Here is a 19233-nt window from a genome sequence, read left to right on the forward strand (position 1 = left end):
GATGTCTTCTTTCAGAACTTTAATCAGGCGATGCTGCCACCGGCAGCTTCGATGGCAGCCTTGGCACCGGCGGTAGCGCCGATACCGTTGAGCTTGACAGCCTTAGTCAGTTCACCGCTCTTGATGATCTTCACGACCTTAGCGATAGAACCAACCAGACCGGCTTGCTTCAGAGCAGCCAGATCGACTTCGGCCAGGCCGAGCTTATCCAGCTCGGACAGGGTCACTTCTGCATTGAACTTCAGCAGATGCGACTTGAAGCCACGCTTGGGCAGGCGACGCTGCAGAGGCATTTGACCGCCTTCGAAGCCCACCTTGTGGTAGCCACCCGAACGCGACTTCTGACCCTTGTGACCGCGACCGGCGGTCTTACCCAGACCAGAACCGATACCGCGACCCACGCGACGCTTGGCGTGCTTGGCGCCGTCTGCAGGCTTGATGCTATTGAGTTCCATCATCAATCCTTTCAGAGAACCTTCACCAAGTAGGCGATCTTGTTAATCATGCCGCGCACTTCAGGAGTGTCCTGCAGTTCGCTGACGCTGTTCAGCTTGCGCAGACCCAGGCCACGCACAGTCGCACGGTGCGACTCTTTGGTGCCGATGGGGCTACGAACCAGCTGAATCTTGACAGTTTGTTGTGTTGTCATGTGCTGGACTCCGATCAGGCGGTGAAGATGTCTTCGACCGACTTGCCGCGCTTTGCTGCCACGTTCGCAGGGGTCGTGGAGTTCTTCAAAGCGTCGAAAGTTGCGCGAACCATGTTGTAGGGGTTCGACGAACCGTGGCTCTTGGCCACGATGTCGGTGATACCCACCACTTCAAAAACAGCGCGCATGGGGCCGCCAGCGATGATGCCGGTACCCTTGGGAGCTGGGTGCAGTTCGACCTTGGCAGCGCCGTGATGGCCCTTCACCGAGTGGTGAATGGTGCCGCTCTTCAGTGCAACCTTCATCAGGTTGCGACGGCATTCTTCCATCGCTTTTTGCACGGCAGCAGGCACTTCCTTGGACTTGCCCTTACCCATGCCAACGCGACCGTCACCGTCGCCAACCACGGTCAGTGCAGCGAAGCCGAGAATACGACCGCCCTTCACAACCTTGGTGACGCGGTTGACCGCGATCATTTTTTCGCGCAGACCGTCGTCACGACCTTCGTCTTGCACTTTGGGGGAAAATTTAGCCATTTGTATCCGCTCCGCTTAGAACTGCAGGCCCGCTTCGCGAGCGGCTTCTGCCAAAGCCTTCACGCGGCCGTGGTATGCAAAACCGGCGCGGTCGAAAGCCACTTTCTCAACGCCAGCAGCCTTAGCCTTCTCAGCAATGCGCTTGCCGATCAGCGTGGCGGCGGCCACGTTGCCACCCTTGCCAGCGGCGCCGAGTTGCGAACGCACTTCGACTTCTGCAGTGGAGGCCGAAGCCAGCACGGTAGTGCCGTCTTCCGAAACCACGGAGGCGTAGATATGGAGGTTGGTGCGGTTCACGCTCAGACGTGCAACGCCTTGCTGGGCAATGCGGATGCGAGTCTGACGGGCACGGCGCAGACGCTGCTCTTTCTTGTTCAACATCATGCAGCTCCTTACTTCTTCTTGGTCTCTTTGATCACGACCTTCTCATTCGCATAGCGAATGCCCTTGCCCTTGTAAGGCTCGGGAGGACGAACGGCACGGATCTCAGCAGCCAATTGACCGACCACTTGACGGTCAGCACCCTTGATCACGATTTCAGTCGGAGTGGGGGTAGCCACAGTGATGCCGGCAGGCATCTCGAAGTTGACGGGGTGCGAGAAGCCCACAGCCAGGTTCAGCTTGGAACCTTGTGCAGCGGCCTTGTAGCCCACGCCAATCAGCGTCAGCTTCTTCTCGAAGCCTTCAGTCACGCCCTTGACCATGTTGTTGACCAGCTGGCGGAAAGTACCGGCCAGAGCGTCAGCTTCACGGGAATCGTTGGCGGGAGCAAAGGACAGCTTGCCGTCGTTGTTGCCGATGGCCACCAGACGGTTCAGAGCCAGGGACAGATCGCCGCCCTTGCCCTTGACCTTGATGGATTCAGCGTTGATGGACACATCCACACCAGCGGGGATGGTCACAATAGCTTTTGCTACGCGAGACATTTCAGTATTTCTCCTTAATGTCCGTTAGGCCACATAGCACAGCACTTCACCGCCGATACCGGCAGCACGTGCTTTGCGATCGGTCATCACGCCCTTGGGAGTAGTGACGATGGCCACACCCAGGCCGTTCTGGACCTGAGGGATTGCGTGACGACCCTTGTAGACGCGCAGGCCGGGACGGCTCACACGTTCGATACGTTCGATCACAGGGCGACCGGCGTAGTACTTCAGGGTAATTTCGAGTTCGGACTTGCCACCTTCGGACTTCACTTCGAAGCCGTCGATATAGCCTTCTTCCTTCAGCACTTGTGCGATGGCAACCTTGACCTTGGAGGAAGGAGCCGACACAGTGGCCTTGGAGACCAGTTGTGCATTGCGGATGCGGGTCAGCAAGTCAGCGATGGGATCACTCATGCTCATGTTTAATCTCTCCTGCTTGCTTACCAGCTGGCCTTGGTGACACCGGGGATGTCGCCAGCAAAGGCCAATTCACGCACCTTGGCGCGACCCAGACCGAATTGGCGGAAGGTACCGCGAGGACGGCCAGTGATCTCGCAACGGTTACGCTGGCGAGTGGGGTTCGAGTTACGGGGCAGCTTCTGCAGACCCAGGCGAGCGGCGTCGCGCTCTTCGTCGGAACGCTTCACGTCGCCGGCGATTGCCTTCAGTTCTGCATACTTGGCAGCATACTTGGCTGCCAGCTTTTCGCGCTTCAGTTCGCGCTGAATCATTGCTACTTTAGCCATGCGCCACCTCAGTTCTTGAAGGGGAATTTGAAAGCGGCGAGCAGTGCCTTGCACTCTTCGTCGTTCTTCGCTGTTGTCGTGATGCTGATGTTCAGACCACGCAGAGCGTCCACCTTGTCGTACTCGATTTCGGGGAAGATGATTTGTTCTTTGACGCCAACGTTGTAGTTGCCGCGACCATCGAACGAGCGACCCGAGATACCACGGAAGTCACGCACGCGGGGCAGAGCCACGGTCACGAAACGGTCCAGGAATTCGTACATCTGAACGCCACGCAGGGTCACCATGCAGCCGATAGCTTGGCCTTCGCGGATCTTGAAACCAGCGATAGCCTTCTTGGCCTTGGTCACCACAGGCTTCTGACCAGCAATCTTGGTCAGGTCAGCCACGGCGTTGTCCATCACCTTCTTGTCGGCCACGGCTTCGCTCACACCCATGTTCAGAGTGATCTTGGTCAGACGGGGCACTTCCATAGCGGAGGTGTAGCCGAACTTTTCTTTCAGTTCAGCCGCGATCTTTTCGCGATAGAGTTTTTGCAGTCGTGCCATGTGTTGCTCCTTAGGCGGCGATTTCAGCGCCATTGGACTTAAACACGCGAACACGTGTGCCGTCGGCGTTCACCTTGATGCCCACGCGATCGGCCTTGCCGGTCGCTGCATTGAAGATAGCCACGTTGGATTGGTGGATAGGCATAGCCTTTTCCACGATACCGCCGGTGGTGCCCTTCATGGGGTTAGGCTTGGTGTGCTTCTTGACCAGGTTGATACCGTCCACGATCACGTGGGAGTCATCCTTGCGCAGAGAAACCACGCCACGCTTGCCCTTGTCACGGCCGGTCAGCACGATAACTTCGTCGCCCTTGCGAATCTTGTTCATGGTGCTATTCCTTTAGAGAACTTCAGGGGCCAGCGACACGATCTTCATGAACTTTTCGGTACGCAGTTCACGAGTCACGGGGCCAAAGATGCGGGTGCCGATAGGCTCCAGCTTGGCGTTCAGCAGCACGGCGGCATTGCCGTCGAACTTCACGAGCGAACCGTCTGCACGACGGATGCCCTTGGCGGTGCGCACAACCACAGCACTGTAGATCTCGCCTTTTTTGACGCGACCACGAGGAGCTGCTTCCTTGACGCTCACCTTGATGATGTCGCCAACACTTGCGTAGCGACGATGAGAACCGCCCAGCACCTTAATGCACTGAACAGACTTCGCGCCGGTGTTGTCGGCAACCTCTAACCGAGATTCTGTTTGGATCATTTCAATATTCCCAACTTGCTCCAGCAACGCTCGACAGCCCCAGAGTCTTCTCAAGGGCCGTGCAAGCAGCCGGTCAGTCTTGGGCCCGTCGTCCACCTCTCGGACCATTCCGAAGGGCTTCCCGCTGGGCAGAAAGTTCCACGCTTTTACACGTGAAGCAGGAGATTGTCGCAGGAAAACCTTTGTGCGTCAAGCGTTTAGCCCGCAATACCCGCACTGATTTCACTGGCGCCAAGCCTGGCAGACAGCCCGTTCGCACTTGCAAACAAAACAATAGCGCACAGCGCTTTTAGTGCATTGATTTCAAACAGTATTTCATTTGAAATCAACAGATAGAAAGCGCTGACAGCTCACATTTTCGCAGTGCCTGCAGGTCATAGCCTGTTGCCTGCACGCCACGCCCCGTGGAGCGGCCGCACAGATCAGCCCTGAGCGGGCAGGTATTGGCGGGTCAGAGCCAGGAAGTCGTTGAGATGCACATCCTGTCCCAGCTCCTCGGTCAGGATGGCCGCCACGCGGGGCGCAATTTCGGCCGCCTTGCGGGCATCGAGAAACAGCAGGCGGCTGCGGCGCGCCAGCATGTCCTCGACGGTGCGCGCATACTCGAAGCGCGCAGCAAAGCGCACCATGGCCTCGCAAAGGCCATCGACCAGCCAGTTCTGCGCACCGGGTAGCGCTGCCACGGCCGCCGCATCCGTGCCGTAGGAGTGCAGACCCTGGCTCTGGTTCATGCGGTGGGTGACAGCCCCCTCGGCCGGCGCGCCGACCAGGGGCAGGTTCACGGTGACGCCGGCAGGGCGGCTGGGCAGGCGCCCGATCCGGAAGCATTCGGCCAGCACATCCTCGGACATGGCCCGGTACGTCGTCCACTTGCCGCCGGTGACGGTCACCAGACCCGTCTTGCTGGACATCACCGTGTGCTCGCGGCTGATCTTCTTGGTGTTCTCGCCGTCGTCGTCCTGGGGCTTGACCAGCGGACGCAGGCCCACCCACATGCTGCGCACATCGGCCAGCGTGGGCTGACGACTCAGATACTTGCCGGCCTCGCCAAGTATGAAGTCCAGTTCTTCGGGGAAGGGCAAGGGCTCGCGCGCCAAGTCATGGCGCGGCGTGTCGGTGGTTCCCAGAATCACCTTGCCCAGCCATGGCACGGCAAACAGCACGCGGCCATCGGCGGTCTTGGGGATCAGCAGCGCGTGATCCGTGGGCAGGAACTCGCGGTCCACCACCACGTGCACGCCCTGGCTAGGCGCCACCATGGGCTTGACGGGCTTGCCCTGGGCCTCGGCATCCTGCTGACGGAACAGATCCACCCAGGGCCCCGTGGCATTCACCACGCACTTGGCGCGCACGGTGAAGTTGCGACCCGATTCCGCATCGCGGCAGATCAGTCCGGCAATCTGGTGGTTTTCATAGATCAGCTTTTCTGCCGGGCAGTAGTTGATCAGCAAAGCGCCCTTGGCCGCCGCGGTACGCGCCAGCGCCAGCGCCAGGCGCGCATCGTCGAACTGCCCGTCCCAGTACTTGACGCCGCCCTTGAGACCTTTTTGCTGCACGGTCGGCAGGTATTTCACGGTCTTGGCGCTGGAGAGGAATTCGGTCGCCCCCAGGCCGGCCTTGCCGGCCAGCGCGTCGTACATCTTGAGGCCGATGCCGTAGAACGGCGTATCCAGCAGCTTGTACGAGGGCATCACAAAGGCCAGAGGCTGCGCCAGGTGCGGTGCGTTGTGCAGCAGCGTGGTGCGCTCATGCAGTGCTTCGCGCACCAGGGAGATGTTGCCCTGCGCCAGGTAGCGCACGCCGCCGTGCACCAGCTTGGTGGCACGCGAGGAGGTGCCCTTGGCGAAGTCCAGCGACTCCAGCAGCACGACCTTGAAGCCGCGTGCCGCCGCATCCACTGCCACGCCCAGCCCCGTGGCACCGCCGCCCACGATGGCCAGATCGAAGGTCTCCGTCTGCGCCAGACGCTCCAGCAGCTGAGCACGTGTTGTAGCCAAGGGTTGAGTGGACTGGATCATGGAACGACTTCTGCGGTGATCGCCGTGCCGCCATCATCGTGGATGAGACGCACACAGCAAAGAACAAATTTCAGATCGAATATTTTCGCTCTTTTTCGCTTTTAGTGCATTACAACTCCCAAATATCGATTCGTTTTAGCGCGATTCAAGCTTTCGGGGGAAGAGCATGCACCGATGGAACAGCGCATGGACATCGGTGATCGCTGCCTGAACACGCCCTCAGGGCATGAACTGTCGCCTTCCTGCCGACCTTGTTGTTACTACTGCAACAATTCGCGACGATGCCATCTTGCGCGACCGGCGGTCGGACTTCGGACACCCTGCAGATTCATTTTTGTTTTTTACCGGGCAATTCCATAGAAAATCACCCTATTAGAGGTTCGTTTGGATTCGCTCACAATCTCGGCACTGCTCGCCGCTCGCCCGCAGAGCCCTGCGCAGGCAAGCCCTGTCACCGCGCAGACAGCATCTACATCACCAGTCATCAGTCATGAACAGCAATCCACGCCAGTTGCAGCTTGTCGAAGAAGTCCGCGCCCGCCAATCCACCTCGGTAGAGCAACTGGCAGAAATCCTCGGCGTCACGCTGCAGACCGTGCGCCGCGACATCCAGAAGCTGGCCGATGCCGGATTGCTGGTGCGCTTTCATGGCGGCGTGCGCGTGCCCAGCGCCACCGTGGAGAATCTGGCCCATACCCAGCGCCAGGTATTGCATGCCGAAGGCAAGATGCGTATTGCACGCGCCATCGCCGAAGCCATTCCCAACGGATGCTCGCTGATTCTCAACATCGGCACCACCACCGAAGCGGTGGCCCAGGCCCTGCTGCAGCACAAGGGCCTGCGCGTCATCACCAACAACCTCAATGTCGCAGCCATCCTCAGCAGCAATGCCGATTGCGAGGTCATTGTGGCGGGCGGCGTGGTGCGCACCCGCGACCGCGGGATTGTGGGCGAGGCCGCCGTGGACTTCATGCGCCAGTTCAAGGTGGACATTGCCGTCATCGGCATCTCGGCCATCGAATCGGACGGCAGCCTGCGCGACTTCGACTTGCGCGAGGTCAAGGTGGCCCAGACCATCATCGGTCAGTCGCGCGAAGTCTGGCTGGCGGCCGACCACAGCAAGTTCAGCCGCCAGGCCATGGTGGAGCTGGCCCGGCTGAACCAGATCGATCGCCTGTTCACCGACGCCCCCCCCTCTGCGCCCTTCGATGCCTTGTTGCGCGATGCCGAGGTGCAATGCACCATTGCCCAATGAATGCTGCCCCCTATCTGATCCGCCCCGCACTCCCCGAGGATGCCGCGGGCATTGCCCAATTGCTGCATGGCATCGGCTGGTTCCAGGCCTATGAGCGCCATTCCGCGTCGCAGAACACGCAGGCCGTGCAGTCGCTGCTGGACGAACTGCAGGCCGGCCCCGAGCGCAGTCGGATTCTGGTGGCGCAAGACGATCAGCAATCCATTCACGGCTACTGCGCCGTGCACTGGCTGCCGGTCGCCGTGCAGCAGGGCTGGGAGGCCTATGTGAGCGAGCTGTTTGTCGCGGAAGCAGCACGCGGCGCCGGCCTGGGTCAGCAGTTGCTGGATGCGGCCACACAGGCAGCGCGAGAGCGCCAATGCCTGCGCATCTGGCTGGTCAACAACCGCGAGCGCCCTTCCTATGTGCGCGGCTTTTATTCCCGCCAGGGCTGGAGCGAGCAGGCCGAAATGGCGCGCTTCGTGCTCCCCCTCTGAACCACGGATCATTCATGACAACCTATCTGCTCGCCCTGGACCAGGGCACCTCCAGCTCCCGCTCCATTGTCTTCGACACGCAAGGCCGCATCGTGGCATCGGCCCAGCTGGAGCTGCCGCAGATCTATCCGCAGCCGGGCTGGGTGGAGCATGACCCGCGCGAGATCTGGCGCACCCAGCTGACCACCGCCAAGGAAGCGCTGGCCAAGGCGGGCCTCAAGGCTGGCGACATCCGCTCGGTGGGCATTACCAACCAGCGCGAGACCACCATCGTCTGGAACCGCAAGACCGGCGCGCCCATTCACCATGGCATCGTCTGGCAGGACCGCCGCGCCGAACCCACCTGCGTGCAACTGCGCGAAGCCGGTCACAGCGACGCCATTCTGCACAAGACCGGCCTGCGCATCGATGCCTATTTCTCAGGCACCAAGCTCAAGTGGCTGCTGGACAACGTGCCCGGCGCGCGCGCCGCAGCACAGGCCGGCGAGCTGGCCTTCGGCACGGTGGATTGCTGGCTGATCTGGCAGCTGACGGGCGGCAGGCGCCATGTCACCGACGTGAGCAACGCCAGCCGCACCATGCTCTTCAACGTGCACAGCAACCAGTGGGATGCCGATCTGCTGGCCTTGCTGGACATTCCTGCAGGCATGATGCCCGAGGTGCTGCCCTCGGCCGCCGACTTCGGACAGACGGCTGACGAGGTGCTGGGCGGCTCCATCAACATCGGCGGCGTGGCCGGCGACCAGCAAAGCGCACTGTTCGGGCAGGCCTGCTTCGACGCGGGCATGGCCAAGAACACCTACGGCACGGGTTGCTTCATGCTCATGCATACCGGCGGCAGCTTCCAGACCTCAAGCAACGGCCTGCTGACCACATCGGCCGCCCAGACGAGCCGCCAGCCCCGCTTTGCGCTGGAAGGCAGCGTCTTTGTCGGCGGTGCCGTGGTGCAATGGCTGCGCGACGGCCTGCAGGCCATCGAGCACAGCGGGCAGGTGCAGCAGCTGGCCGAAAGCGTGCCCGACAGCGGCGGCGTGATGCTGGTGCCGGCCTTTACCGGCCTGGGCGCCCCCTACTGGAAACCCGATGCGCGCGGCACCATCACCGGACTGACACGCGGCACGACGATGGCCCATATCGCGCGCGCGGCCCTGGAATCCATTGCCTACCAGAGTGCCGCCCTGCTGGGGGCCATGAGCCGCGACGCGGTCGCCACGGGCGGCACGCCGGTCAGCGAGCTGCGTGTGGACGGCGGCGCCTGTGTGAACAATCTTCTGATGCAGTTCCAGGCGGATCTGCTGGGCATTCCCGTGGTGCGCCCGGCCTGCGTGGAAACCACGGCTCTGGGTGCAGCCTATCTGGCCGGCCTGTCCAGCGGCGTCTACCAGAGCACCGAGGAGCTGTCGGCCTTGTGGAAGGCCGAGCGCCGCTTCCTGCCCACGCTGGGCAAGGACCGCGCCGACGCGCTGATGCAGCGCTGGGAGCAGGCCGTGCGCCAGACCACGGCACAGTGAAGCCGCGCCGTCCGGAGCTTGCCAGGCAAGCGCGTGGACCGGCCAAAACCATCAAAAAAGGGATGCCAGGGCATCCCTTTTCCCTTGGGCGACAACAGCCGCAGCGTTCAGTCTTCGTCGCCCAGCAGCGCCTTGTGGATCACGGCGCCGACGATGGCGCCCACGATGGGAGCCAGCCAGAACAGCCACAGCTGCTCCAGCGCGATGGCAGGACCGAACAGCGCCGGGCCGGTACTGCGGGCGGGGTTGACCGAGGTATTGGTCACGGGAATGGAGATCAGGTGGATCAGCGTCAGGCACAGGCCGATGCTCATGCCCGCAAAGCCCACGGCAGCCTTCTTGGTGGTGGAGCCCAGGATCACCAGCAGAAACACGGCGGTCAGCACCACCTCGGTCACCAGCGCTGCCAGCATATTGAACTGGCCCGGCGAATGATCGCCATAACCATTGGTGGCCAGGTCGGTCACATGGGCACCGGCCTTGCCGCTGGCAATGAAGTACAGCACGGCTGCCGCCGCGACGGCCCCGAGCACCTGGGCAATGATGTAGCCGGGCAGTTCGGCAAAGCGAAAACGCCCGGCCACCGCCAGTCCGACAGAAACCGCCGGATTGAAGTGCCCGCCGGAGACCGGACCGAAGGCATAGGCCCCCGTCAGCACCGTCAGACCGAAGGCAAAAGACACGCCCAGCAGGCCGATGCCCACCTCGGGAAAGGCCGCTGCCAGCACCGCGCTGCCGCAACCGCCAAAGGTCAACCAGAAAGTCCCCAGAAACTCTGCCGACCATTTTTTGACATTGGATGCCATGATTGCTCCCTATTTCAGATGGGCGTTGTCCGAGCCACCCCACGCGGCACGGAACCGCTGGCATCTTAGAAAGCGATCGGCGAAAAGTACAAGGCACAAATGTGAACAATCCACGACAGCTCCGGCTTTGGAGCCTCGCGCTGATCTGCGCCAGCCTCGCCGCCTGCACGACGGCGTCGTTCGCACCCCGCCGCATCTGCAGCACGCCCCAGGCCCGCCCCTGGTCGCTGCTGGGGGAAATTCGCTGGCCACATGACCAGCTGTTTGCCGGCACCACCGTGGGCGGACTGTCCTCGATCGACTACGACGCGGACGGCCATCTGTACTACCTGGTGAGCGACGACCGTTCCCACCACGGACCGGCACGCTTCTACACGGCGCGCATCGAGTACGACGCCAGCGGCCTGCATCGGGTCACCGTGCTGAGTGCCCAGCCGCTGCTCAGCCCCGCAGGACGCCCTTACCCCAGCGGCCGCCAGCCTGGGCCCGGCATCGCGACCCCGGACGCAGAGGCCCTGCGGGTTCTGCCTGGAGGGCAGTCTCTGCTGTGGAGCAGCGAAGGCGACTTTGCGCGCGGATTCGGCCCCCAATTGCTGCAATCGCGCATGGACGGGCGCTGGCTGCGCGAATGGCCGCTGCCGACCGAGCTGCGACTGCCGGCCAGCGAGTCCGAGGGACCGCGCAGCAACTTCACGCTCGAAGGTCTTGCGCTGAACCCGGATGGTCAGACGCTCTGGCTCGCCATGGAGGCGGCGCTGCGACAGGACGGGCCGCTGCCCGCAACTGGCCGTGCGGGCGGCCCGGTGCGCATCACCGCCTATGACATGGGCACGCAGCAACCGATGCGCCAGTTGGCCTATCGGCCCGATGCCCTGCCTGCCGACCTGTGGCTGCAACGCGGCGCCATCAACGGCATCAGCGAGGTGCTGGCCGATGGTCCCGAGCATCTGCTGGTGCTGGAGCGCTCCTTCGCGCCCCCACTGCGCTTCGGCGCCCGCATCTACCGCATCAGCACCCGCGCCGACGCAAGCAGCGACACGCTGGGCCAGGCCCAGCTGCGGCCCGGCAGTTACCGGCCCGCCGACAAGGAGTTGCTGCTGGACCTGGCCGATGTCGGCCTGCGATCGGTGGACAACCTGGAGGGCATGAGCTGGGGCCCGCCGCTGCCCGATGGCCGTCGCGTGCTGCTGCTGGTCAGCGACAACAACTTCAATCCCGCAGAAGTCACCCAGTTCGTCGCCCTGAGCGAGGAGCGCGGCGGTTGCGGCGCAGGTTTATAGTGCCGTCTTGCGCCTGGAATCCGAAGACAGGCCAGCCCACTTGCTGCATTGCAAAGCGAATCGAATCGAATCGAATCATCATGAGCCAGACCGACCACTCGACCTCCGTCTTCCCTCCCATCGCCTTTATCGGCGGCGGCAACATGGCCAGCGCCATCATCGGCGGCCTGATCCGCCAGGGCGTTCCGGCCAGCGGCATCACCGTGGTCGAGCCTTTTGACGCCACGCGCGCTGCACTCAAGACCCGCTTCGGCATCGACGCCCTGCCCGCTGCCACCGAGGCTCTGCAAAGCGCCCGGCTGGTAGTGTGGGCCGTCAAGCCCCAGAGCTTCAAGGAGGCGGCCGTCCCCGTGGCCGACCATACCAGCCACGCCCTGCACCTGAGCGTGGCTGCCGGCATCACCACCGACAGCATTGCGGCCTGGACGGGCACCCACCGCATCGTGCGCGCCATGCCCAATACTCCGGCCCTGGTCGGCAAGGGCATGACCGGCCTGTTCGCCCGCCCCGAGGTCGATGCCCAGGGCAAGGCCCTGATCGAAACCATGATCGGCAGCACCGGCGAGTTCATCTGGGTGGACCAGGAAGCGCATCTGGACGCCGTGACGGCCATCTCCGGCTCCGGCCCGGCCTATGTATTCCTGTTCCTCGAAGCCATGACCCAGGCCGGCGTCGACATGGGCCTCAGTGCCGAGCAAAGCTACAAGCTGGCCGTGGCCACATTTGCGGGCGGATCGGAACTGGCGGCACGCTCCAGCGAGAGCGCCGAGGTGCTGCGCCAGCGCGTGACCAGCAAGGGCGGCACCACCTATGCGGCCATCACCCATATGCAGGAGCAGAAGCTGCCCGAGCATTTCATCGAAGCCATGCGCAAGGCCCAGATCCGCGCGCAGGAACTGGCCGCCGAGTTCGGCAAATAAAGAAAACCGGCCTCGGCCGGTTTTCTTTGGATCTTTCAGACCTCTATCGCTTCTCAATCAAGAGATTCAAGCTATCAAAACAGGACTATTTCAACGCAAACCCTAGCGCCACGCCCGCAAAGATCGCAGCGCCAATCCAGTGACTCTTGCTGAAGGCGACAAAGCAGCCTTCGCGCGTGCGGTCCTTGATCAGGCTGAAATGCCAGACGATCTGGGCTGCTGCCACGCCCATGCCCAGCCAGAAGGGCCAGCCCAGCTGATAGGGAGCCAGCACCCAGGCGATCAGCCCCCAGCACAGGGCAAAGAACAGCATGATGGCCGTGACATCGAAACGGCCCAGGGTGATCGCCGAGGTCTTCATGCCGATCTTGAGATCGTCATCACGATCCACCATGGCGTATTCGGTGTCATAGGCCAGCACCAGAAACATATTGGCCAGCCACAGCGTCCAGGCCGTGGCATTGACCTCTCCCGTCACCGCCGCAAACGCAATCACGATGCCGAAATTGAAGGCAATGCCCAGAAAGGCCTGCGGCATGGCAAAAAAGCGCTTGGTGAAGGGATAGAGAATCGTGAACAGCACTGCGGGCACCGACCAGGCCACGGCCTCCCAGCGCGTGGACAGCACCAGGCCGAAGGCCACCAGCGTGAGCACCAGGCCGACCATGGCGGCTTCCCTGACCGAGATCTGGCCGCTGGTGATGGGGCGCTGGGTGGTGCGTTTCACATGTCTGTCGAAGTCGCGGTCCGCAATATCGTTGATGGTGCAGCCGGCGCTGCGCATCAGCACCGTGCCCAGCACAAAGACCACCAGCAGATGCCAGCCCGGAAAGCCCTGACCGGCCACCCACAGCGCCACCAGCGTGGGCCAGACCAGCACCAGCCAGCCTGCGGGACGGTTGAAGCGGATCAGATCCAGATACAGCGACAGCTTGGAGCGCGGCGAAGCAGGGATGGAGGCGGACATGAGAGGGGCTCCGGAAGGCAGGAGATCACGACCGGGCTCCAGGCCGCGGTCAGCGCAGCGGCCATTGTGCCTCGGCCTGCACCGCCCTGAGGGCGCCACCCCCATGCTCGACACGGTCTGTCAGCCAGAGTACCAGAGCCGTCCAGCCCAATCCCAGGCACAGCCCCGCCAGCACATCGCTGGCATGGTGCACGGACAGCAGCACGCGGCTCAAGCCCGTGCCCAGGGCCAGCAGCGCCGCCACCGCCAACACCCCGCCCCGCCAGCGCGGCGGCAGTCGGCGAGCGACCAACCAGGCCAGCATGCCGAAAATCGCGGCCGTGCCTGCGCTGTGACCACTGGGAAAGCTGAAGCCGGCCTCATGCACCAGACCGTCCAGCGGACGCTCGCGCTGCATGGACACCTTGATGAAGCGCACCCACAGTCCCGTGCCGGCCACGGCCACCACCCAACCCAGCAGTTGCAGGCCCTGGCGTCGCCACAGCAGCCACAGGCCCACGACCAGGCTCAGCAGCCCCATGACGCGCAAATCCCCCAGCATGGTCCAGCCCCGCACCAGGGGTTGCAGACTGGGCGGCAGGCCTGCGCTCACCGCGTTCTGCAGCTTCAGATCCAGGGCCATCAGCCCCTGCGGCGGCTGAAGGGACTGCGACTGCTGCACGCCGACGACCAGCAAGGCCAGAGCAGTGGCAGCCAACCCCGCCACCGCCAGCAGCCAGTTGCCGCCAGGCCTGAGATCCGTGCGGCGGTCCTGCCACAGCCACGCGGCCCGGCCTTGCGCACGCCAGCGCAGCATGCAGGCCGCAGCCAGCAACAGCAGCAGCAAAGCCCCGATGGCATGTCCATCCACCCACTGCACCAGCAAGACCACGGGTTCCACCACAGCACGCACGCGCATTCCTTTCGACATCAAAAAGCGAAAAAGCCCTGACGGGCCTCCAGAGGCTAACCCGCCAGGGCTTGAGCGAAACTGAAACTATGGCCGGGCCGGGCAGTTGCCGCGGCGCGGCTCACTCTTCGAGCAGGGAGCGCAGCATCCAGGCCGTCTGCTCGTGCACGGCCAGACGCTGGGTCAGCAGATCGGCCGTAGGCTCGTCGCCAGCCTTGTCGGCACGGGGAAACAGCTGGCGTGCCGTGCGCGCCACGGCCTCGTGGCCCTGCACCAGGATGCGCACCATCTCCAGGGCCTTGGGCGGCTGGGCCGGGGCATCGGGCAGGCTGGTGAGCTTGCCGAACTGCGCATAGGAGCCGGGCGCCGGGTGGCCCAGTGCACGGATGCGCTCGGCGACGGGATCGACGGCATTCCACAACTCGGTGTACTGCGCCATGAACATGGTGTGCAGCGTGTTGAACATGGGCCCCGTGACATTCCAGTGGAAGTTGTGGGTGGTCAGGTACAGCGTATAGGTATCGGCCAGCAGTGCCGACAGTCCCTTGGCGATGGCGGCGCGATCCTCGTCGCTGATGCCGATATGGATGCCGGCTGGCACCGGTGGTGCGGCGTCCGGCTTGTGTTTCTGCGATTTGTCCTTGCCTTGCTTGGTCATGCAATCACCTTTCAGGTTTAACGAATCCAGACTCCGGCCTTCCTGGAGCCACTCGGACAGCGCTCACTGCGACAGGCGCTGCACGCCCGGCAACGGGCAGGCGTAGACCGCATTGCGCAGCGCGGCAATCGCTTCATAGCGCGTGAAGCTGCGCCGCCAGGCCAGCACCACACGGCGGGTGGGTGGCGCAATGCCGTCCTCCTCGTGAATCGGAAGATAGCGGATATGAGGTTCATCGGCGCGGCGGCGGCGCTCTATGGGAGCCAGCGCATCCTCGGGCACGGACAGGCGCGGCACCAGGGTCACGCCCATGCCGGCCGCCACCATGTACTTGATGGTTTCCAGCGAGGAGCCTTCGAACGTGCGGCGAATGCCTTCGGAATTGCTGGCATAGCGCGCAAATTCAGGGCAGACCTCGAGCACATGGTCGCGAAAGCAGTGACCCGCGCCCAGCAGCAGCATGGTCTCGTTCTTGAGATCCGTGGTGGAGAGGCTTTTCTTCTGCGCCAGCGGATGGGTGCTGGGCACGGCGGCCATGAAAGGCTCGTCGTACAGCGGCGCCAGTGCCAGACCGGTATCCGGGAAGGGCTCGGCCATGATGGCGCAGTCGATCTCGCCCGTGCGCAGCATCTCCAGCAGCTTGACGGTGAAGTTCTCCTGCAGCATCAGCGGCATCTGCGGCGTCATGTTGATGGAATTGCGCACGAGATCGGGCAGCAGATAGGGGCCGATGGTGTAGATCACGCCCAGGGTCAGAACGCCGGACAGAGGGTCCTTGCCACGCTTGGCGATTTCCTTGATCTCGTTGGCCTGCTCCAGCACACTTTGCGCCTGGCGCACGATCTCCTCCCCCAGCGAGGTGACCGAGACCTCCCCGGCACTGCGCTCGAAAATCTTGACATCCAGCTCTTCCTCCAGCTTCTTGATCGCCACGGACAGCGTAGGCTGGGACACATAGCAGGCTTCGGCGGCGCGGCCAAAGTGCTTCTCCCGCGCAACGGCCACGATGTACTTCAATTCGGTAAGAGTCATAGAGAGTGGGTCATTGGGATCATCAACAACAGCATTGATTCATCCTGTTTTTGCATTCAATCACAAAGTGTCAAGGCAAAAGATTACCTATATTCCTGCAAAAACGTAACTCTTTACGTCTTCCAACGCAGTTTTGGGTATGTCAGGCCTTCAGATACTCGGCTTTTCCACCCAGCCAGCGGCTGACATGGCGTGCCGCCAGGGCAGGAAACTGCTCAAGCATAAGCGGTGCCAGCTCGCGCGCCCAGTCCAGCAGCAGCACATCCTGCTCCAGGTCGGCAAAGCGCAACATCGGGGCGCCGGATTGCCGGGCACCGAGAAACTCGCCCGGGCCGCGAATCTCCAGGTCCCGCCTGGCGATCTCGAAACCGTCGTTGGTCTCGGCCATGGCACGCAGGCGCTCCTTGCCGGTGTCGGACAGCCGACCGTTGTCGTTGACCGAGTACAGCAACACGCAAGCCGACGCGGCGGCGCCGCGCCCCACACGTCCGCGCAACTGGTGCAGCTGCGAGAGACCGAAGCGCTCCGAATGCTCGATGACCATCAGGGATGCATTGGGCACGTCCACCCCCACCTCGATCACTGTCGTGGAGACCAGCACGCCCATGACCCCGGCCGAAAACAGCTCCATCACGGCCTTCTTCTCGGCCGTGGGCATGCGCGAGTGCAGCAGCCCCACCATGACACCGGGCAGCATCTCGCTCAGATATTCATGGGTGGCCGTGGCATTCGACAGATCCAGCGCTTCGCTTTCCTCGATCAGCGGGCAGACCCAGTAGACCTGACGCCCGCTGGCGACCTGGGCACCGATGCGCTCGATCACCTCGTCCTTGCGGCTGTCCGAGATCAGCTTGGTGACGATGGGCGTACGCCCTGGCGGCAACTCGTCGATGGTGGAGACATCCAGGTCGGCGTAGTAGCTCATGGCCAGAGTGCGCGGAATCGGCGTGGCGCTCATCATCAGCAGATGCGGCTCTATGCCCGTGGCTGCCAGCTTTTGCCGCAGCGCCAGGCGCTGGGCCACGCCGAAGCGGTGCTGCTCGTCGATCACGGCCAGGGCCAGGTTCTTGAACTGCACCTGCTCCTGGATCACGGCATGGGTGCCCACCACCAGTGCCGCCTCGCCGCTTTCCACCAACGCCAGCATCGCCGCACGCTCCTTCTTTTTCTGGGCACCGGCCAGCCAGGCAACCTTTTTGCCCAGCGGCGCCAGAATCGGCTCCAGCCAGCCGACCAGCTTGCCGAAATGCTGCTCGGCCAGAATCTCGGTGGGCGCCATCAATGCGCACTGCCAGCCGGCCTCGATACAGGCCACGGCCGACAGGGCCGCCACCACGGTCTTGCCCGAGCCCACATCGCCCTGCAGCAAGCGGTGCATGGGAATGCGGCGCTCCAGATCGTCGCGAATCTCGCCCACCACGCGCTGCTGTGCCCCCGTCAGTCCAAACGGCAGCTGCGCCAGAAACTGCTGCGTCAGATCGGCCATTCCGTCCTGCGGCCTGAGCACGGGCGCGCGCAAGCGGGCGCGCTCGCGTTTGGCTTCGTACTGGGACAGTTGCTGGGCCAGCAGCTCTTCGGCCTTGAGCCTTTGCCAGGCCGGATGCGAGTGGTCCTCCAGCGTGGCCAGCGCTACATCCGGCGTCGGATGGTGCAAGAAAGTGAGCGCATTGCGCAAGTCATATGAGGGTTGAAGCCCGTTCTGACCATAGAACTGCGCAATCGGCGGACTGGCGCCCGGAGGCAGGGTTTCCGACAGGTCGGCACGCAGCAGCGCCGAAGCAATGGCCCGGCGCAGATAGGCCTGCGGCAGACTGGCGGTGGCGGGATAGACCGGTGTCAGCGCCGTGGGCAACTCTCCACCCGCCAGACGAAACGCGGGATGCAGCATCTGCCGCCCCCAGAAGCCGCCCTTGACCTCGCCGCGAATGCGCAGGCGCGCGCCCGGCGCCATGGTCTTTTGCTGCGAGGGGTAGAAGCTGAAAAAGGTCAGCAGACAGGTGCCGCTGCCGTCATCCACGGTGACCTTGAGCATGCGCCGAGGACGCAGCTGCACCTCGCTGTGCGTGACCGTGGCCTCGATCTGAACCGTCTCGCCGTCGCGCGCGTTCTTCAGCGCAACGATGCGGGTTTCATCCTCATAGCGCAGGGGCAGATGCAGGGCCAGGTCGATATCGCGCGTCAGGCCCATCTTCAGCAAGGCCTGCTGCGCAGGGCTGAGCGTCTTTTTGGGGGCCGCAACCAGATCCGTGCCCGCCGTCTTTTCACGAGTGGCAGCGCGCTTGGCAGCAGACTTCGGCTCGGCAACAGGCTTTTTTGACACAGACAAATGAGACTCCTTGGCTACACGCCCCGCAACAGGGAAAGCAATGTATGTATATACAGCATATTCAGGTTCGCGAACAACTGCCCGTCAGCGCAGGAAGCGCAAAATCGCTACCATTTCCGACTTGTTACTTTATGTTTCAGTAGAAGGCCATGTTGAAGCGAGTTGATGTCGAGCACCTTCGACCAGGAATGTTTGTGCATGAGTTCTGTGGCTCATGGATGGAGCATCCCTTTTTGCGTGCCCGCCTTCTGCTCGAACAGCCCAGGGACCTGGAGCGCCTGCTTGCCACCACCATCCGCCAGGTCTGGATAGACACCGGCAAAGGTGCCGATATCGCTCCGGGCATCACGCCGGCCGAGGTCTCCGAGCCGCCGTGCAATGAGACGTCTCCAGGCGCTCCGGCACGGCACACCAGAACCAGCGTCGAGCTGCTGCAGGCCCGTCAGATCATCGGGCAGGCGCGTGATGTGCTGAAGACCATGTTCAAGGACGTGCGCCTGGGTCGTCCGCTGGATCTGGCTGCCTCCGGTCTGCTGGTCGACGAGATGGCGGAGTCGATCAAGCGCAACCCGCATGCCCTGATCGGACTCGCGCGCCTGAAGACTGCGGACAACTACTCCTATATGCACAGCATCGCGGTGTGTGCCCTGATGATCGGCCTGGCGCACCGCATGGGCCTGGACGAGCACCAGGTGCATCTGGCAGGCATTGCGGGGCTGTTGCACGATATCGGCAAGAGCAAGGTGCCCCTGGATGTTCTCAACAAGCCTGGGGCGCTGGATGCCGAGGAATGGGTCATCATGAGATCCCACCCACGCTGGGGCTACGAGATCCTGCTGCCTCAGGGGCTGGACCATGCCGTCACCGATGCCTGCCTGCATCATCACGAAAAAGTCGACGGCACGGGCTATCCCGACGGCCTGAAGCAGGACGACATCAGTCTGATGGCGCGCATGACGGCCGTCTGCGATGTCTATGACG

The 19233-nt window shown here is 63.0% G+C and carries 23 protein-coding genes; 6 read left to right on the forward strand and 17 right to left on the reverse strand.

The features are described from left to right. Positions 1–23 precede the first annotated feature (23 nt). The 11 genes from rplO to E2583_RS12195 all read right to left on the reverse strand — a co-directional run bounded on the left by rplO (position 24) and on the right by E2583_RS12195 (position 6132). On the reverse strand, positions 24–455 hold the full coding sequence (rplO, locus tag E2583_RS12145; RefSeq protein WP_003050519.1) for a 50S ribosomal protein L15: 432 nt from the start codon (positions 453–455) through the stop codon (positions 24–26). Between the two features lie 11 nt (positions 456–466). Further along, entirely contained in the window at positions 467–649 is a 183-nt protein-coding gene (gene rpmD / locus E2583_RS12150; protein WP_003050517.1) for a 50S ribosomal protein L30, read from the reverse strand. Positions 650–663: 14 nt separating this feature from the next. Continuing rightward, complete coding sequence (rpsE, locus tag E2583_RS12155) at positions 664–1185, reverse strand: 30S ribosomal protein S5 (RefSeq protein WP_003050515.1); 522 nt, start codon at positions 1183–1185, stop codon at positions 664–666. 15 nt (positions 1186–1200) lie between these two features. After that, positions 1201–1566 carry a 50S ribosomal protein L18 gene (gene rplR / locus E2583_RS12160; RefSeq protein ID WP_003050513.1) on the reverse strand — a complete coding sequence of 122 codons (366 nt, stop codon included), beginning with the start codon at positions 1564–1566 and terminating at the stop codon, positions 1201–1203. 11 nt (positions 1567–1577) lie between these two features. Further along, positions 1578–2111 carry a 50S ribosomal protein L6 gene (gene rplF / locus E2583_RS12165; RefSeq protein ID WP_003050512.1) on the reverse strand — a complete coding sequence of 178 codons (534 nt, stop codon included), beginning with the start codon at positions 2109–2111 and terminating at the stop codon, positions 1578–1580. Positions 2112–2135: 24 nt separating this feature from the next. Continuing rightward, positions 2136–2531: a 30S ribosomal protein S8 gene (rpsH, locus tag E2583_RS12170; protein ID WP_003050510.1), complete on the reverse strand. Its 396-nt coding sequence runs from the start codon at positions 2529–2531 to the stop codon at positions 2136–2138. A gap of 20 nt (positions 2532–2551) precedes the next feature. Beyond that, positions 2552–2857, reverse strand: coding sequence for a 30S ribosomal protein S14 (gene rpsN / locus E2583_RS12175; RefSeq protein ID WP_003050509.1), 306 nt, complete (start codon positions 2855–2857; stop codon positions 2552–2554). Positions 2858–2865: 8 nt separating this feature from the next. Then, entirely contained in the window at positions 2866–3405 is a 540-nt protein-coding gene (rplE, locus tag E2583_RS12180) for a 50S ribosomal protein L5 (protein WP_003050507.1), read from the reverse strand. Between the two features lie 10 nt (positions 3406–3415). Beyond that, a complete protein-coding gene (gene rplX, locus E2583_RS12185) occupies positions 3416–3733 on the reverse strand; it encodes a 50S ribosomal protein L24 (RefSeq protein WP_003050504.1) in 318 nt (105 codons plus the stop codon). Positions 3734–3745: 12 nt separating this feature from the next. Beyond that, entirely contained in the window at positions 3746–4114 is a 369-nt protein-coding gene (gene rplN / locus E2583_RS12190; RefSeq protein ID WP_003050500.1) for a 50S ribosomal protein L14, read from the reverse strand. Positions 4115–4536: 422 nt separating this feature from the next. After that, positions 4537–6132: a glycerol-3-phosphate dehydrogenase/oxidase gene (locus E2583_RS12195; RefSeq protein WP_291596098.1), complete on the reverse strand. Its 1596-nt coding sequence runs from the start codon at positions 6130–6132 to the stop codon at positions 4537–4539. A gap of 490 nt (positions 6133–6622) precedes the next feature. Here E2583_RS12195 and E2583_RS12200 point away from each other — a divergent pair, with 490 nt between their 5' ends. The 3 genes from E2583_RS12200 to glpK are packed head-to-tail and all read left to right on the forward strand — an operon-like array spanning position 6623 to position 9374. After that, positions 6623–7387 (forward strand): DeoR/GlpR family DNA-binding transcription regulator, encoded by a 765-nt coding sequence (locus E2583_RS12200; protein ID WP_291596099.1) that lies wholly within the window; start codon positions 6623–6625, stop codon positions 7385–7387. Beyond that, positions 7384–7863, forward strand: coding sequence for a GNAT family N-acetyltransferase (locus E2583_RS12205; RefSeq protein WP_291596100.1), 480 nt, complete (start codon positions 7384–7386; stop codon positions 7861–7863). Before E2583_RS12200 ends, E2583_RS12205 begins: the two co-directional genes overlap by 4 nt. A 14-nt stretch (positions 7864–7877) precedes the next feature. Continuing rightward, the gene (glpK, locus tag E2583_RS12210) at positions 7878–9374 is read left to right on the forward strand and encodes a glycerol kinase GlpK (protein ID WP_291596101.1); all 1497 of its coding nucleotides are present in this window, start codon (positions 7878–7880) and stop codon (positions 9372–9374) included. Between the two features lie 107 nt (positions 9375–9481). Here the strand turns inward: glpK and aqpZ are convergent, their stop codons facing one another. Next, positions 9482–10180 carry an aquaporin Z gene (gene aqpZ, locus E2583_RS12215; RefSeq protein WP_291596102.1) on the reverse strand — a complete coding sequence of 233 codons (699 nt, stop codon included), beginning with the start codon at positions 10178–10180 and terminating at the stop codon, positions 9482–9484. A 101-nt stretch (positions 10181–10281) separates the two neighbouring features. Between aqpZ and E2583_RS12220 the strand changes: the two genes are divergently transcribed. Next, positions 10282–11460 carry an esterase-like activity of phytase family protein gene (locus E2583_RS12220; protein ID WP_291596103.1) on the forward strand — a complete coding sequence of 393 codons (1179 nt, stop codon included), beginning with the start codon at positions 10282–10284 and terminating at the stop codon, positions 11458–11460. An 80-nt stretch (positions 11461–11540) separates the two neighbouring features. Further along, on the forward strand, positions 11541–12380 hold the full coding sequence (proC, locus tag E2583_RS12225; protein WP_291596104.1) for a pyrroline-5-carboxylate reductase: 840 nt from the start codon (positions 11541–11543) through the stop codon (positions 12378–12380). Positions 12381–12465: 85 nt separating this feature from the next. On the opposite strand, the gene ubiA is transcribed toward proC, so the two are convergent. From ubiA to recG, 5 genes are all read right to left on the reverse strand, one after another. Next, a complete protein-coding gene (gene ubiA / locus E2583_RS12230; protein WP_063663570.1) occupies positions 12466–13347 on the reverse strand; it encodes a 4-hydroxybenzoate octaprenyltransferase in 882 nt (293 codons plus the stop codon). A 49-nt stretch (positions 13348–13396) separates the two neighbouring features. Continuing rightward, positions 13397–14245, reverse strand: a complete 849-nt coding sequence (locus E2583_RS12235) for a phosphatase PAP2 family protein (RefSeq protein WP_291596108.1) — start codon at positions 14243–14245, stop codon at positions 13397–13399. Positions 14246–14357: 112 nt separating this feature from the next. Further along, complete coding sequence (locus tag E2583_RS12240; protein WP_291596105.1) at positions 14358–14894, reverse strand: Dps family protein; 537 nt, start codon at positions 14892–14894, stop codon at positions 14358–14360. 63 nt (positions 14895–14957) lie between these two features. Then, entirely contained in the window at positions 14958–15926 is a 969-nt protein-coding gene (locus E2583_RS12245; RefSeq protein WP_003050465.1) for a LysR substrate-binding domain-containing protein, read from the reverse strand. A gap of 142 nt (positions 15927–16068) precedes the next feature. Continuing rightward, positions 16069–18252 (reverse strand): ATP-dependent DNA helicase RecG, encoded by a 2184-nt coding sequence (gene recG / locus E2583_RS12250; protein WP_291596106.1) that lies wholly within the window; start codon positions 18250–18252, stop codon positions 16069–16071. 188 nt (positions 18253–18440) lie between these two features. Between recG and E2583_RS12255 the strand changes: the two genes are divergently transcribed. Then, positions 18441–19233 (forward strand): HD-GYP domain-containing protein (locus E2583_RS12255; RefSeq protein WP_291596109.1); only part of this gene is annotated, 793 nt, incomplete at its 3' end.

The organism is Comamonas sp. (assembly GCF_009360615.1).
Classification (GTDB): domain Bacteria; phylum Pseudomonadota; class Gammaproteobacteria; order Burkholderiales; family Burkholderiaceae_C; genus Comamonas.